Genomic DNA, 14,582 nt, shown 5'->3' with positions numbered 1-14,582 from the left:
GCGGAGAGAGGACGATGGGGGGTCGTTCAGAAGAGGTCGCTTCGGTGCCTTCTGCACCACCCCTCCCCTTCCGAACAGGGCGAGGGGAACGGAGGATACGAGCGAGCCGTCATGGACGCCTTCAAGACCCATCTCGCCACGGTCGCGACCGGCACCGCGCTGACCCGCGATCAGGCGCGTGCCGCCTTCGACGATCTGCTCTCGGGCGACGTCACGCCGGTTCAGGCCGGCGCCTTCCTGACCGCGCTCGCCGTGCGCGGTGAGAGCGAGGACGAGATCGTCGGCGCGGTTTCGGCGATGCGGGCGCGGATGCTGCCCGTGACGGCGCCGGAGGGGGCCATCGACATTGTCGGCACCGGCGGCGACCATTCGGGCAGCTACAACGTCTCGACGCTCGCCGCGATCCTCACCGCCGCCTGCGGCGTGCCGGTCGCCAAGCACGGCAACCGCGCGGCCACGTCGCGCTCGGGCGCCGCCGACGTGCTGGCCGCCCTCGGCGTCACCATCGGGCTCCAACCCGAAGGATTGCAGCGCTGCCTCGAGCAGGCCGGCCTCTGCTTCATGTTCGCCCAGACGCATCACGGCGCCATGCGCCACGTCGCTCCGACGCGCTCCGAACTGCCGTTCCGCACGATCTTCAACATGCTCGGCCCGCTCTCGAATCCGGCCGGCGTCACCGCCCAGGTCTTCGGCGTCTCGCGCCCCGCCTGGGCCGAGCCTCTGACCCGCGTGCTCGGCACCCTCGGCAGCCGCCGGGTCTGGACCGTGCACGGCGCGGACGGGCTCGACGAGATCACTACCACCGGCCCGACGGCGGTGGTCGCGCTGGAGGACGGTGCGCTCTCCCGCTTCACCATCCACCCGCAGGATGTCGGCGTCCCGCTCGCCACCCTCGACGACCTGCGCGGCGGCGATCCCGAGCACAACGCGGCGGCCCTGCGCGCCGTGCTGGAGGGGGAGCGCAACGCCTATCGCGACATCGCCGTGCTGAATGCGGGCGCCGGTCTCGTCGTGGCCGGTGCCGCCGGCAGCCTCAAGGAGGGTGTCGAGCGGGCGCAGGCCGCCATCGATTCCGGCGCGGCGCGGGCGACCCTTGCCCGGCTCGTCGCGGCATCCCAGGCGTGATAAGGCCCCAACAGGGCCGTGTGCAGGACACCGAGGATCGACCGATGGACGACATCGTGGCCGATGTGATCGCGAGCCCCCCGGCACCGCAGCGCGCGAGTGTGCTGGCCCGGATCGAGGCCTACAAGCGTCGCGAGGTCGCCGAGGCGAAGCTGCGGCTGCCCTTGGCCAAGCTCGAGAAGCTCGTGGCGAAGGCCGATGCGCCGAGGGGCTTCGCCGCCGCCATCGAAGCGCATATCGCGGAAGGGCGACCGGCGCTGATCGCCGAGATCAAGAAGGCGTCGCCCTCCAAGGGGCTCATCCGGGCCGACTTCGATCCCGAGGCGCTCGCCAGGGCCTACGCGGCGGGGGGCGCCACCTGCCTCTCGGTGCTGACCGACACCCCCTCATTCCAGGGCGCTCCGGAATTCCTCGTCGCGGCCCGCGCGGCCTGCGCCCTGCCGGTGCTGCGCAAGGACTTCCTGTTCGAGCCCTACCAAGTGTTCGAGGCGCGGGCCTGGGGCGCCGACTGCATCCTCGTCATCATGGCCTGCCTCGACGATGCGGAGGCCGCGGCCCTGGTCGAGACCGCCCACGATCTCGGCATGGATGTGCTGGTCGAGGTCCACGACGCGGAGGAGCTGGAGCGGGCCCTGCCGCTCGGCACACGCTTGGTCGGCGTCAACAACCGCAATCTCAAGACCTTCGAGGTCTCGTTCGAGACCGCGATCAGGCTCAAGCCCGGCATCCCCGCGGACCGGATCGCGGTGGCCGAGAGCGGCATCGGCGGTCATGCCGACGTTCGGCGGCTGCGCCCGCACGGTCTCGACACCGTCCTGGTCGGGGAGAGCCTGATGCGGCAGGCGGACGTGACCGCCGCGACGCGGGCCTTGCTGTTCGGGGACGAGAAGTAAGTGAGCGAGGGCCGCCTCACCCATATCGATGCCACCGGCGCGGCCAACATGGTCGATGTCTCGGACAAGGCCGCCACGTCGCGGACGGCCGTCGCGGAGGGCGTCGTCGTGATGCACCCGGAGACCCTGGCGCTGATCCGCGAGGGCGACGCCAAGAAGGGCGACGTGATCGGCACCGCGCGGCTCGCCGGCATCATGGCGGCCAAGCGCACCCATGAGCTGATCCCGCTCTGCCATCCGCTCCTGCTGACCAAGGTCAAGATCGCCTGCGAGCCGGATGCAGCCTTACCCGGCCTGCGGCTCACCGCGGAGGTGCGGGTTCAGGGCCAGACCGGGGTCGAGATGGAGGCACTTACCGCCGTCTCGGTCGCCTGCCTGACGGTCTACGACATGGTGAAGGCCGCCGATCGGGGGATGCGCATCGAGGGCATCCGCCTCCTGTCCAAGGAGGGCGGGAAATCCGGGCAGTGGCGGGCGGAGGAGGAGGCGTGAGCGCGCGTCCCGGTGCGGCGCGCCGCGGGAAGCGCCACGCATGAGTCTCCTCCCCGTCGCCGAAGCCCTCACGAAGATCCTCGCGGCCATCCCTGGCCCGGTCGAGCCCGAGTCGGTCCCGGTCGGCCGGGCCGCCGGACGCACGCTGGCAGCCGATCTCGCCGCCGGGCGCACCCAGCCCCCCTTCCCCGCCTCGGCCATGGACGGTTACGCCGTGCGTGCGGCCGACGTGGCGCAGGTGCCCGCGACCCTGCGCGTGGTCGGCACCAGCGCCGCCGGCCATGGCTATGCCCAGGGCATCCGGCCGGGCGAGGCCGTGCGCATCTTCACCGGGGCTCCCGTTCCCGAGGGCGCCGACGCCATCCTGATTCAGGAGAATGCCGACGCCGCCGGCGACACGGTGATCGCCCGCGAATCCGTCGCGAGCGGCCGCTTCCTGCGCCGGGCCGGGCTCGATTTCTCCGAAGGCGAGACGCTGCTGCGGGCGGGCGAGACCCTCGATACCCGCCGCCTCGCCCTCGCGGCGGCGGCCGGTCACGCGGTGGTGCCGGTGCGCCGTCGTCCGCGCGTTGCGGTCATCGCGACCGGCGACGAGCTGGTGCGGCCGGGCGAGACGCCGGCCTGGGACCAGATCATCGCCTCGAACGGATTGGCGCTCAGCGCGCTTGCCGGCGAGGCGGGTGCGGAAGCGATCGACCTCGGTATCGTCTCCGACGATCTGGATGCCTTGCGAAGGGCCATCGGGCGCGCCCGGGAGGCCGGCGCGGATCTCGTCGTAACCCTGGGCGGTGCCTCGGTCGGCGACCACGATCTCGTTCAGGCGGCCCTGCGCGAGGAGGGGCTCGAACTCGGGTTCTGGCGCATCGCCCTCCGGCCCGGCAAGCCTCTGATGTTCGGGCGGCTCGGCGCCATGGCGGTGATCGGCCTGCCGGGCAATCCGGTCTCGTCGATCGTCTGCGGCCTGCTCTTCGTCGTCCCGGCGATCCGGGCGCTGCTCGGCGATCCCGCGGCCGGTGCGGATCGCAGCGAGCCGGCCGTGCTCGGACGCGATATGCCGGGCAACGACCAGCGCCAGGATTACCTGCGCGCCCGCCTCGACACGGCCCCGGATCGCCTGCCGGTGGTACATCCCGAGAACCGCCAGGATTCGTCGATGCTGTCGGTGCTCGGCGCGAGCGAAGCCCTGCTGGTCCGCGCGCCGCACGCGCCGGCGGCGAAGGCGGGCGATCTCTGCCGCATCATCCGGCTCGACCGGCGCCTCGTCTGAGGATGACGTGAAGCGGTGGCCCGTCGCCGCGGGGGGTCTCGGCGACCTGTTGTCTCCTCAAGATCAGACTGGTTCGATGCTGCGATCACTCCAATCCTCACCCTCATCCTGAGGTGCTCGGGCGAAGCCTGAGCCTCGAAGGAGGGCTCCAGGGATCGCGCGATGTCTGGAGCCCTCCTTCGAGGCCGCTTCGCGGCACCTCAGGATGAGGGGATTGAGTGGGATGTGCCTGTCGAGCAGGCTCTCGGCGAGCGGCCGCAGCGACCGGATCGATGCTGCGGCCTCATGTGGTGCGAGCGGATCCTCAGCAATCGAGCGTGGTGTCCCGCTCCCACTGGGTCAGGTGGCGGCAATAGCTGTTCCACTCCTCGGTCTTGAGCTTGAGATAGCTCGGCACGAAGGAGCCGAAGGCGTCGTTGAGCACGTCGCACTGCTCGAGCGCCCGCATGGCGTCGAGCATGTTGAGCGGCAGGCGCTTCACGCCCTCCACCGTGTGCCCGTCGGTGTACATGTTGATGTCGAGGCGCTTGCCCGGATCGCGGCGGTTGCGGATCCCGTCCATGCCCGCGGCCAGGATCGCCGCCTGGAGCAGGTAGGGATTGGCCGCGCCGTCCGCGAGGCGGAATTCGAGTCGCCCGCCATCCGGGATGCGGATCATGTGGGTGCGGTTGTTGCCCGTATAGGTGACGGTGTTGGGCGCCCAGGTCGCGCCCGAGGTGGTGCGGGGCGCGTTGATGCGCTTGTAGGAGTTCACGCAAGGATTGGTGATCGCGGCGAGCGCGTCCGCCGAGTGGATCAGGCCGCCGATGAAGTGGTAGCCGTCCTGCGACATGCCGATCTCGTCGGAGGCATCGGCGAAGACGTTGCGGCCGTCGCGCCAGACCGAGACGTGGGCGTGGCAGCCGGAGCCCGTCAGGTCCATGAAGGGTTTCGGCATGAAGGTCGCCCGCAGGCCGTGCTTCTCGGCGATCGAGCGGGTCATGTACTTGAAGAAGGCGTGCCGGTCGGCGGTCACGAGGGCATCGTCATAGTCCCAGTTCATCTCGAACTGGCCGTTCGCGTCCTCGTGGTCGTTCTGGTAGGGCTTCCAGCCGAGCGACAGCATCGCGTCGCAGATCTCGGTGATGACGTCGTAGCGGCGCATCAGAGCCGATTGGTCGTAGCAGGGCTTGATCTGCTTGTCGGCCATGTCGGCCGGCTCCGAGCCGCAGGGCGTGATCAGGAAGAACTCGCACTCGACGCCGGTCTTCATCTGAAGGCCGTCGCGGGCGGCGTCCTTGATCAGGCGCTTGAGGATGTTGCGCGGTCCCTGCTCGACCGGCTTGCCATCCATCACGAGATCCGCCGGCAGCCAGCCGACCTCGGGCTTCCAGGGCAGCTGGATCAGGCCGTCGGGATCGGGCACCGCCAACAGGTCGGCATCGGCCGGGCTCATATCGAGCCAGGTGGCGAAACCCGCGAAGCCTGCTCCGTTCTTGCAGGTGCTTTTGATGGCCGCCGCCGGCACCAGCTTGGCGCGCTGGGTGCCGAAGAGATCGGTGTAGGAGACGAGGAAATACTTGATGCCGCGTTCCTTGGCGGCGCTCTCGAGATCCAGGGGCATGACGATGTCCTCCCGTCCGGTGGGCCGAGCCTCGCGCTCCAGGCCCCGCATTCAAGAAAAAGGCCGCCCCTCCGATCAGGGCGGCCCTGGTCCTCTTAGAGCCCGGTCTGGCCCGGAACCCAGCTGGTGCCGGCGAGCGGCACCTGGGCCATGGCGGCGGCCTCGATGGTGAGCGCCACCAGATCCTCGGGCTCGAGGTTGTGGAGGTGGCTCTTGCCGCAGGCGCGGGCGATGGTCTGGGCCTCCAGCGTCATCACCGCGAGGTAATTGGCGAGGCGCCGCCCCGCGAGTTCCGGATCGAGGCGCTTCATCAGCTCCGGATCCTGCGTGGTGATGCCGGCGGGGTCCTTGCCCTCGTGCCAGTCGTCATAGGCGCCGGCCGTGGTCCCGAGCGCCTGATACTCCTCCTCCCAGCGTGGATCGTTGTCGCCCAGCGCGATCAGCGCAGCGGTGCCGATGGCCACCGCATCGGCCCCGAGCGCCAGGACCTTGGCGACGTCGGCACCCGAGCGGATGCCGCCGGAGACGATGAGCTGCACTTTGCGGTGCAGGCCGAGGTCGCGCAGGGCCTGCACGGCGGGACGGATGGCGGCGAGGGTGGGGAGGCCGACATGCTCGATGAACACGTCCTGCGTCGCGGCGGTGCCGCCCTGCATGCCGTCGAGCACCACCACGTCGGCACCGGCCTTGGCCGCGAGGGCCGTGTCGTAATAGGGCCGCGAGGCGCCGACCTTGACGTAGATCGGCTTCTCCCACTCGGTGACCTCGCGCAGCTCCCCGATCTTGATCTCGAGGTCGTCCGGACCGGTCCAGTCCGGATGGCGGCAGGCGGAGCGCTGATCGACGCCCGCGGGCAGGCAGCGCATGCCGGCGACGCGCTCGGTGATCTTCTGGCCGAGCAGCATGCCGCCGCCGCCGGGCTTGGCGCCCTGGCCGATCACGACCTCGATGGCGTCGGCCCGGCGCAGGTCGTCCGGGTTCATGCCGTAGCGGGACGGCAGGTACTGGTAGACCAGCGTCTTGGAATGCCCGCGCTCCTCCGGCGTCATGCCGCCGTCGCCGGTGGTGGTCGAGGTGCCGGCGATCGTCGCGCCCCGGCCGAGCGCCTCCTTGGCGTTGGCCGAGAGCGAGCCGAAGCTCATGCCGGCGATGGTGATCGGCGTCTTGAGGTGGATCGGCTTCTTGGCGAAGCGCGAGCCCAGCACGACCTCGGTGCTGCAGCGCTCGCGGTAGCCCTCGAGCGGGTAGCGGCTGATCGAGGCGCCTAGGAACAGCAGATCGTCGAAATGAGGCAGCTTGCGCTTTGCGCCGGCGCCGCGGATGTCGTAGATGCCGGTCGCCGCCGCGCGGCGGATCTCGGACATCACTTCGGGCGTGAAGGTCGCCGAATAGCGCGGCGCCGTACGGGGGCCCTTAGCGTTCTCGGCCATCAATAGGCTCCGGCGTTGTCGACATGGAAGTGGTAGAGCGTGCGGGCCGAGCCGTAGCGACGGAACTCGGACGGATCGACCTCGCCCGCGAGCCCGGCCGCCTTCAGCTTGGCGAAGAGCTGCTCGCGGTGCTCGTCGCGCATCTCCTTCTCGATGCAGTCGGCCCCCAAGCTCTTCACGGAGCCCCGCACGTAGAGGCGCGCCTCGTAGAGCGAGTCGCCGAGCGCCTCGCCGGCATCCCCGAGAACGGTCAGCGTCCCGGCCTGGGCCATGAAGGCCGACATGTGGCCGATCGACCCCTTCACGAGGATGTCGATGCCCTTCATCGAGATGCCGCAGCGGGCGCCCGCATTGCCGTCGACGACGAGCATGCCGCCATGGGATGTGGCACCCGCCGACTGGCTGACATCGCCCTTCACGTGGACGAAGCCGCTCATCATGTTCTCGGCGACCCCGGTGCCGGCGCTGCCGTGGATCACGACATTGGCCAGCTTGTTCATGCCGGCGCAGTAATAGCCGACATTGCCCTCGATCTCGACGGTGACCGGGGCGTCGAGCCCGGCCGCGATGGCGTGGGCGCCGTCGGGGTTCTGGACCGTCCAGTGGGTCTCGTTGGTGTCGGGCCGCAGCGCATGCAGCTGGCGGTTCAGGTCGCGCAGGCCTGCGCTTCTCAGATCGTAGACGGGCATCAGTGGCGCTCCCCCGTTTGGCGTTCCCACGCGTAGACGCGTGCTGGTTCGGGCTCGAAGACGCGGGCCTTGTCGATCCCCGGCAGCCCGATCAGCGCCCGGTACTCGGAGCCGAAGGCGACGTAATCGTCGGTCTCGGCCATCACGGCGGGCTTGCAGGCGATCGGATCGCGCACGACGGCGAAGCCCGTTTCGGTGCCGACGACGAAGGTGAAGAAGCCGTCGAGGTCGGTCAGGCTCGATTCGAGCGCGTCCTTCAGCGAGGCGCCCTCGCGCATCCGCCAGCTCAGATATCCGGCGGCGACCTCGGTGTCGTTCTTGGTGGCGAAGGTGATGCCCTCGTGCTGGAGGCGGCGGCGCATGTCGTTGTGGTTCGACAGCGAGCCGTTATGAACCAGGCACTCGTCGAGACCGGTCGAGAAGGGATGCGCGCCGTTCGTCGTCACCGCGCTCTCGGTGGCCATGCGGGTGTGACCGATGCCGTGGGTGCCGGTCATCTTCGAGAGATCGAAGCGCTTGGCGACGTTCTCCGGCAGGCCCGTCTCCTTGTAGATTTCCATGCGCTTGCCGGCGCTGACCACGTCGATGCAGGGCGCGTTGGCCGAGAGCCAATCACGGGCGGCCGTCTCCTGGTCGGCTTCCAGGGCGATCACGGTATGGGTGTCGCGCGCCGTCGTGCCGACGACACCGCCGAGCGCCGCTTCGAGGCCGGAAACCGCCCCGGCCAGGGTCTTGGCGTCGGGTCCGCGCAGGGTCAGCTTCACGCCCGTCCCGTCGGAGCCGTAGACGGCGAAACCGGCGCTGTCGGGCCCGCGATCCGTCATGGTCTTCAGCATGTCGGCGAGCAGCGTTCCGAGCTGCGGCTCCAGCTTCGGATTTTTCAGGAAGAGCCCAACAATCCCGCACATCGCCTTCACCCTCAGCGAGCCGCTTCGCCCGTGGTCGGATTGCTCGCATGGGCCGCCGATGCTGTCAATTATGGGGAACTAAAATTTCTTGAAGGGAAACTGACGTTTCCCGTGGCCCCAAACTCCCCCCGCGAAGCCGGATCTGCCGCCGGCTTCCGACTGGCAGCCTCAGTCATCGCGCGCCATATTGGGTCTGTGCCGACCGGAGCGAGTCACGGTGACTGCGGGAACTCTACTGAATACCGCCTCGAACGCTCCGGTGGCCGAGGAGCGTCCGCTCGAGAAGGCGCTCGGCCATCAGGTGCGGGTGTTGCGGCGCGAGCGCGACCTGTCGGTGGCCGATCTCGGAGCGGCGGCGGGCATCTCTCCGGGCATGATCTCGAAAATCGAGAACGGGGCGATCTCGCCCTCGCTCGCCTCGATCAACGCCATCGCCTCCGCGCTCAACGTTCCGATCACGGCCCTGTTCGCGGCGTTCGAGGAAACCCGCGACTGCTCCCACGTGAAGCGCGGCCAGGGCGTGCTGATCGAGCGGCGCGGCACCAAGGTCGGACACATCTACGAATTGCTGGGGGCGGGCATCCGCGGCGACGTGGTCGTCGAGCCCTATCTCATCACGCTTCAGAAAGAGGCGGAGGCCTATACCAGCTTCCGCCATGTCGGAACTGAGTTCATCTACATGCTGACCGGCGAGGTGGTCTATCACCATTCCGGTCTCGACTATCATCTCCATCCCGGCGATGCGCTGATGTTCGACCCCAGCGGCCTGCACGGGCCGGCAAAGCTCCTGAAGACGCCGTCCACCTATCTGTCGATCATCGTCTATCCGCGGGGGTAGGGAGACCCGCTCGGCCCGGCTCCCGTCTCGTCATTGCGGATGCCGCCGGGCAGCCTGTATGCGATGCCTCGCCGGAAGCGCCACGGTAACGGACCGTTCACCATAAACTGCGACGGCTTCCTGGGTTCTTACACGGGAAGGCGGTCATGACGAGTGGACGGCTCTGGGCCTGTGCCCTTCTCGCGCTCGTCGCGACGCCGTCCTCTGCCGCCGATCTGCTCGAACGTTACGAGACGGTGCCGGGCCCACAGGCGCCGCGCTTCTTCCCGCGCGCGGAAGGCGATTCTATCGTCGAGCGCCTGCCCTCGCCGCGACGCCTCGCGGGCTGCGCTCCGCGGATCGCCCCGGTGCCGACCGATGCCCCGGACGACCCGAGCTATGTCGGGTCGGCCTACGGCCTCGGGAAGCCGAGCTATTACGGCTTCCGCCCCGGTCCCGGATACGACGATCCGTTCGGTCGTCCCCTGCGCTACTGCCCTTGAATCAAAGGCGTCGTCCCACCCCAACCCTTGTCCTGAGATGCTGCGCAGCAGCCTTGACGGATGAGGGACTTTGGTGGGAATGACGGGTCAGAGCTTGGCCTGGATCCGCTTGGCGATCTCGCCGAGACGCTGCTCCAGCAATGTCGGCACTTCGCAGACATAGGAGACCGATTGGTTGCGCTCGTCGAAGATGCGACGATCCCAGTTGAACTTGGTTTCCAGTTCCGCGACGTCCTTCGAGGCGACCTTCGTGGTGTCGTTCTCCGGCGCATCGCGCAGTTCGCTGACCTTGTCGGCCTCGTCGCGAATTCGCTCGGCCAGCCGGCGCTGTCCCTGGGCGTAGCGGACGATCCCGTTCATCACCGTGCTGCGCTCTCCGGTGATGATCTCGAAGACGCCGGCAAAGACGCGGGTCAGGCGCTTTCCCTTCTCCGCCGGATCGGCCTTCTCGACGAATTCGTCGATGAGGCTATCGGCCTCGCGCAGCTCTGTCCGACGGGAGGCCAGCTTGCGGGCGAGTTGCGCCGCCTCGCGGTCACTGCCCCAATCACCGGCCTCGGCCGGATCCGGGCCGGTCCAGACCGCACCGTAGCCGATCGTCGGCACCCGGCGCTGGGCGCAGGGCCAATCCGGATCCTGTTTCGGCTGCGCCAGGGCCGGCCCGGCGGCCAGTGCCAGCAGGAGGGTCAGGGGAAGGGTCGCGCGCATGTTTCCTCTCACGGTGTCTCGCCGGCCGGTCCGCCGCGACGGGCCATGATTCCGCGGCCCGGGTCGTAGGCGATCACGGCGAGCGTGAAGAACAGGAGGCCGGTGCCGATCACGACGGCGAAGCTGAGCGGCTCGAACTTCCCGTACAGGGCAAAGCGCACCAGCTCGACGGCGTGGGTGAACGGGTTGGCCTGGCAGATCCAGTAGAGCGTGTCGCTCGATTCCCGGATGCGCCACAGCGGATATAGGGCGGAAGAGGCAAAGAACATCGGGAAGATCACGAAGTTCATCACGCTGGCGAAGTTCTCCAATTGCCGCACCAGCGAGGATAGGAACAGGCCGATGGCCCCGAGCATCATGCCCGCCGCCAGAAAGGCGGGGAGCGCAGCGAGGTAGCCGATGGTCGGGATGTCGGTCTCCCAGAACCATGCCACCGCCAGGAAGGCGTAGGCCTGGACGATCGAGACGCAGACGCCGGCGATCAGCTTCGCGAGCAGCAGCATCCAGCGCGGATAAGGCGAGGTCAGCAGCACCTTCATCGAGCCGACTTCGCGGTCGTAGACCATCGACAGCGAGGATTGCATGCCGTTGAACAGCTGGATCATCACCGCCAGCCCCGGCACCACGTAGACCTCGTAGAGCACGTAGGTCTCGTAGGGCGGCGTGATCGAGACGCCGAGGGTGTTGCGGAAGCCCGCCGCGAAAATGAACAGCCAGACGAGCGGGCGTACCAGCGCCGAGAAGAAGCGCTCCTTCTGATTGAAGAAGCGCAGAAGTTCACGACGGACGATGCCGCCGAGCGCGATCAGATAGCCGACCGCGTCGAGCCGACCGGCATGGGGAACCGGCCGGGCGCCTTCCGCGACGGCAATGTTCAACGGCGCGGTCATGCGGCCACCTTTCCCGCGGTCTTGCCCGGATCCGCCACGAGCCGTCGGAAGGCGGCTTCCAAGGTTTCGCCCGGGGCACCGATCTCCCCGGCCCTGCCGCGGGCGACGATGCGACCGCGGTGGAGGACGACCGCATCGTCCTCGGGGGAGATCTCTTCGAAGATATGGGTTGCCCACAGCACCGAGAGTTCCTCCTCGCGCACCAGCGCGCGGACGATGGCAACGATGTCGGCGCGGGATTCGAGATCGAGCCCGACGGTCGGCTCATCGAGGAGCAGGAGGCGCGGCTCGTGGATCAGCGAGCGGGCGATCTCGATGCGGCGCGACTGACCGCCCGACAAGGTGCGGATCTTGTCGTCCCGACGCTCCGACAAACCGACGCGGGCGAGCAATTGCTCGATGCGGGCGCGGGCGGCCTTGCGGCCGATGCCGTGCAGGCTCGCATGGTAATGCAGGTTCTGCGCGACGGTGAGATCGGTGTCCAAAGTCCGGGCCTGGAACACCACGCCCAACCGCGCGAGCGCCCGCGACGGCTCGCGATCGAGGGGATGGCCCAGGATCGACACCCGCCCCTCCTGGTTGTTGTAGAGCCGGGTGATCACGGAGAACAGGGTGGTCTTACCCGCCCCGTTGGGGCCGAGCAGCGCCATGAAGTGCCCGCGCTCGACGGTGATCGACACATCGGAGAGCGCGGCGCGCTGGCCGAAGCGGTGGCTGACGCCCGCGACCTCCAGAGCCGCGCTCATCGCGGCAAAGCCCGATTGGCGTCTTCAAGCGCCTCGACGCACTCGTCGTACTCGCCCTCGCCCTGCTCGCGCTCGGCGACCCAGAGGGCCTTCTTGAGCTTCTGCGGGACGGCGTCGGGGGCGAGGGCCGCGACCTTCGCCTTGATGTCGGCAATCCCGGCGCTGCAGGCCGCCTTGTCGTCGGCGAGAGCGGGAGTCGTCAGAAGGACCGCCGCGACCGCCCAGGCGCCCGCCGTCCCCGTCGCGGGGAGAAGACGACCGGGCAGAGAGGCCAGGACCGAGCGCGGCGACGACGATCGCACACTCTGCACGTGCATGTCAGCGCGCGGGGCGCAGCGTATCCGGCTTGCGGGGTTCATGAGCACCATCCCTCACTTCACCGAGATCTTGCCGGCCATCCCCTTCTCCTCGAGCCCTTGCGCGTACCACCGGTACTCGCCGGGCTTGATCGCGACGAACTCGATGGCGATCTCGCCCGGATCGTCGAATTCGAGGTGATCGGGTGGGCCGCCGCCATGGATCTCCTTGTGCTCGATGACGATCTGGTTGAGCCAGATGTAGCGGAAGAATTCCGGCGCGTAGAACTTGTATTCCTGCCGACCCTTGGCAACGATCCGCAAGCGGTAAGCCTTGCCGGCTTCCAGCTCGATGTCCTTGTTCTCCACCACGAAGTCGTTGCCCTCCTCGTTGCCGAGGACGAGGTCTGGCAAATTCTGACGCTTCTTGGTCAGGTCGAGGGCCCCGGCCGGGGCAGCGGCGAGCATTAGGGCCGCGGCGGCGAGGCCGAGGCGCGTGGTCCATGCCATGTCGTTTCCTCCTAGGGCCGTACGTCTTTTCTTGTTGTCCGGCTCACTTCTTCGAGATCGCCACGCCCCAGGGCAGCAGGCCCACGGGAATGCTTTTCACCACTTTCAAAGCTTCGACATCGATTACGGACACGTCGTTCGACGTGCCGTTGGTGGTGAAGAGCTGCTTCTCGTCCGGCGTGAAGGCGAGCTGCCACACGCGCTGGCCCACGGGCAGGTATTTCTGCACCTCGTAGGTCTTGGCATCGATCACCGCTACGCGGTTGGCGGGGCCCAGGGCGACGAAGGCCTTGCTGCCATCGGCCGTCAGGCGCACGCCGACCGGCTGGATCTGCTCATCGGTGACGCCGGGAATCTTGAAGGTGATCTTCTTGATGACCTTGCGCGTCCCGGTATCGATGATCGAAACCGTGCCACCGACCTCGGCCGAGACCCAGAGGATCTTTCCATCGCCGGAGAACTCCGCGAAGCGGGGCCGGGCATCGACCAACACGTTGTCGATCACCTCGAAGGTCTTGGTGTCGATGAAGTGGGCCATGTTGGTGGTTTCGGACGTGTTGACCAGGATCTTGCCATCCGGCGACAGGCCCATTCCCTCCGGTTCCACGCCCACCGGCACTTCGGCGAGCACCTTGTTCTTCTCGATGTCGAGGATCGTGACTTGGCTGTCATCCTCGTTGGCGACGTAGAGCGGATTGCCGCTGCGATCGAGGATGAACTGCTCCGGATCGGGGCCGGAGCGCAGCGAGCGCACCACCTTGCCGGTGGCAGTGTCGAGCACGTCGATGCGGTCGTCGTCGCTGGCGCAGACGAACAACTCCTTGTCGTCCTTCGAGAGTGTGACGCCACGAGGACGGCGTCCGACCTTCCACGTCGCCGTCACCGCCATGGTCGCGGTATCGATCACCGAGACGGTGTTGGCCTTCTCGTTGGTGACGTAGGCGGTGAAGGCCTGAGCGCCCTCAGCCCCGGCGACCCAGGCGCCCGCAAGCACCGCCAAACCCATCCCCGCCCTGAAGCGAGCGACCATCGGCTTCCTCCCTGTCGTTCCGGCGCTTGGCCGCGCCTTGGTTCGAATCATCTCTTGAAGCGACATGGCCATCTAGGGCGCGCGGCACAAACGGAAAATCGGTGTCCGCGCCGTCCCACACCGGGCGGTGGATTGCCGCAAGGGCATCCTGGGCGCTCTGATCAGAACGCCTTTTCGAGCCCGGCATCCTTGAGGATGGCGTTGGCCGTGTGCGTCATGGCCGTGTTGCGAGGCACCGTGAACCGGCGGTTGGTCCGTGGGCTGTACCAAATCTCGTGCGAGCCCTTGCCCGGCCGCACGAACAGGCATCCCGCCTCCCGAAGCAGACGCACGAGCTCGGGGTAGAGGTTGCCGCCCATCTATGCGGCGCGGGCAGGCTTCGCTCTGAAGACGTGCTGCACCCGCAACTCGGTCGGCGGAGCGGCGCCGTCGGCACCCCGCGACAAGTTCGTTTCGATGAGGTCGGGGGCGACATCCTCGATGATCGCCACCAGGGCATCGAGTGTCGACGCCTCGGCATGAAGGCCGGGCAGTTCCGAGGCATGGACGTACCAGAGCTGGGCCGCCTCGTCGTGATGCACCGTGACGGTGAGCTGAGCCGGAGCCTGCATGGAATTGCCCGCCTAAAAAAGCGATGCCCGGACGGTAGGACCCCGTGCGGCGCGCCGCAAGCGT

General features: G+C 68.2%; 18 protein-coding genes. 6 read left to right on the top strand and 12 right to left on the bottom strand.

Annotated features, from left to right (window positions below; all coding sequences use genetic code 11):
- Positions 1-111 precede the first annotated feature (111 nt).
- From trpD to glp, 4 genes are read left to right on the top strand one after another with little or no spacing between them, the layout of a single operon-like run.
- Positions 112-1,125 (top strand): anthranilate phosphoribosyltransferase, encoded by a 1,014-nt coding sequence (trpD, locus tag OWC43_RS04000; RefSeq protein ID WP_393955787.1) that lies wholly within the window; start codon positions 112-114, stop codon positions 1,123-1,125.
- 44 nt (positions 1,126-1,169) lie between these two features.
- A complete protein-coding gene (trpC, locus tag OWC43_RS03995; RefSeq protein ID WP_393955786.1) occupies positions 1,170-2,018 on the top strand; it encodes an indole-3-glycerol phosphate synthase TrpC in 849 nt (282 codons plus the stop codon).
- Positions 2,019-2,510, top strand: coding sequence for a cyclic pyranopterin monophosphate synthase MoaC (gene moaC, locus OWC43_RS03990; protein WP_393955785.1), 492 nt, complete (start codon positions 2,019-2,021; stop codon positions 2,508-2,510). It abuts the gene before it with no gap.
- A gap of 40 nt (positions 2,511-2,550) precedes the next feature.
- Positions 2,551-3,777: a gephyrin-like molybdotransferase Glp gene (gene glp, locus OWC43_RS03985; protein WP_393955784.1), complete on the top strand. Its 1,227-nt coding sequence runs from the start codon at positions 2,551-2,553 to the stop codon at positions 3,775-3,777.
- A 304-nt stretch (positions 3,778-4,081) separates the two neighbouring features.
- Here glp and glnT read toward each other — a convergent pair whose 3' ends face one another.
- From glnT to OWC43_RS03965, 4 genes are all read right to left on the bottom strand, one after another.
- The gene (gene glnT / locus OWC43_RS03980) at positions 4,082-5,380 is read right to left on the bottom strand and encodes a type III glutamate--ammonia ligase (protein WP_393955783.1); all 1,299 of its coding nucleotides are present in this window, start codon (positions 5,378-5,380) and stop codon (positions 4,082-4,084) included.
- Between the two features lie 95 nt (positions 5,381-5,475).
- Complete coding sequence (locus OWC43_RS03975) at positions 5,476-6,810, bottom strand: FMN-binding glutamate synthase family protein (protein ID WP_137828458.1); 1,335 nt, start codon at positions 6,808-6,810, stop codon at positions 5,476-5,478.
- The gene (locus tag OWC43_RS03970; RefSeq protein ID WP_137828457.1) at positions 6,810-7,499 is read right to left on the bottom strand and encodes a protein glxC; all 690 of its coding nucleotides are present in this window, start codon (positions 7,497-7,499) and stop codon (positions 6,810-6,812) included. The genes OWC43_RS03975 and OWC43_RS03970 overlap by 1 nt, the downstream gene beginning before the upstream one ends.
- On the bottom strand, positions 7,499-8,407 hold the full coding sequence (locus OWC43_RS03965; RefSeq protein WP_393955782.1) for a glutamine amidotransferase family protein: 909 nt from the start codon (positions 8,405-8,407) through the stop codon (positions 7,499-7,501). The genes OWC43_RS03970 and OWC43_RS03965 overlap by 1 nt, the downstream gene beginning before the upstream one ends.
- A gap of 217 nt (positions 8,408-8,624) precedes the next feature.
- On the opposite strand from OWC43_RS03965, the gene OWC43_RS03960 reads away from it, so the two are divergent.
- Both OWC43_RS03960 and OWC43_RS03955 read left to right on the top strand, forming a co-directional pair.
- On the top strand, positions 8,625-9,245 hold the full coding sequence (locus tag OWC43_RS03960; RefSeq protein ID WP_393955781.1) for a helix-turn-helix domain-containing protein: 621 nt from the start codon (positions 8,625-8,627) through the stop codon (positions 9,243-9,245).
- A 146-nt stretch (positions 9,246-9,391) separates the two neighbouring features.
- On the top strand, positions 9,392-9,727 hold the full coding sequence (locus tag OWC43_RS03955) for a hypothetical protein (RefSeq protein WP_137828454.1): 336 nt from the start codon (positions 9,392-9,394) through the stop codon (positions 9,725-9,727).
- A gap of 87 nt (positions 9,728-9,814) precedes the next feature.
- Here OWC43_RS03955 and OWC43_RS03950 read toward each other — a convergent pair whose 3' ends face one another.
- The 8 genes from OWC43_RS03950 to OWC43_RS03915 form a co-directional block, all read right to left on the bottom strand.
- Entirely contained in the window at positions 9,815-10,435 is a 621-nt protein-coding gene (locus OWC43_RS03950) for a hypothetical protein (RefSeq protein WP_393955780.1), read from the bottom strand.
- Between the two features lie 8 nt (positions 10,436-10,443).
- Complete coding sequence (locus tag OWC43_RS03945; protein ID WP_393955779.1) at positions 10,444-11,325, bottom strand: ABC transporter permease; 882 nt, start codon at positions 11,323-11,325, stop codon at positions 10,444-10,446.
- Positions 11,322-12,071 carry an ABC transporter ATP-binding protein gene (locus OWC43_RS03940; RefSeq protein WP_137828451.1) on the bottom strand — a complete coding sequence of 250 codons (750 nt, stop codon included), beginning with the start codon at positions 12,069-12,071 and terminating at the stop codon, positions 11,322-11,324. Before OWC43_RS03940 ends, OWC43_RS03945 begins: the two co-directional genes overlap by 4 nt.
- On the bottom strand, positions 12,068-12,382 hold the full coding sequence (locus OWC43_RS03935; RefSeq protein ID WP_393955778.1) for a hypothetical protein: 315 nt from the start codon (positions 12,380-12,382) through the stop codon (positions 12,068-12,070). Before OWC43_RS03935 ends, OWC43_RS03940 begins: the two co-directional genes overlap by 4 nt.
- Positions 12,383-12,442: 60 nt before the next feature.
- On the bottom strand, positions 12,443-12,877 hold the full coding sequence (locus OWC43_RS03930) for a hypothetical protein (RefSeq protein WP_393955777.1): 435 nt from the start codon (positions 12,875-12,877) through the stop codon (positions 12,443-12,445).
- A 43-nt stretch (positions 12,878-12,920) separates the two neighbouring features.
- A complete protein-coding gene (locus tag OWC43_RS03925; protein WP_137828449.1) occupies positions 12,921-13,907 on the bottom strand; it encodes a YVTN family beta-propeller repeat protein in 987 nt (328 codons plus the stop codon).
- A gap of 161 nt (positions 13,908-14,068) precedes the next feature.
- Complete coding sequence (locus OWC43_RS03920; protein WP_393955776.1) at positions 14,069-14,239, bottom strand: type II toxin-antitoxin system HicA family toxin; 171 nt, start codon at positions 14,237-14,239, stop codon at positions 14,069-14,071.
- A gap of 27 nt (positions 14,240-14,266) precedes the next feature.
- Complete coding sequence (locus OWC43_RS03915; protein WP_137828448.1) at positions 14,267-14,518, bottom strand: DUF1902 domain-containing protein; 252 nt, start codon at positions 14,516-14,518, stop codon at positions 14,267-14,269.
- Positions 14,519-14,582 lie beyond the last annotated feature (64 nt).

This window comes from Methylorubrum sp. POS3 (assembly GCF_043352485.1).
Taxonomy (GTDB): Bacteria; Pseudomonadota; Alphaproteobacteria; order Rhizobiales; family Beijerinckiaceae; genus Methylobacterium; species Methylobacterium suomiense.
This window is presented reverse-complemented; position numbering and strand designations above follow the sequence as displayed.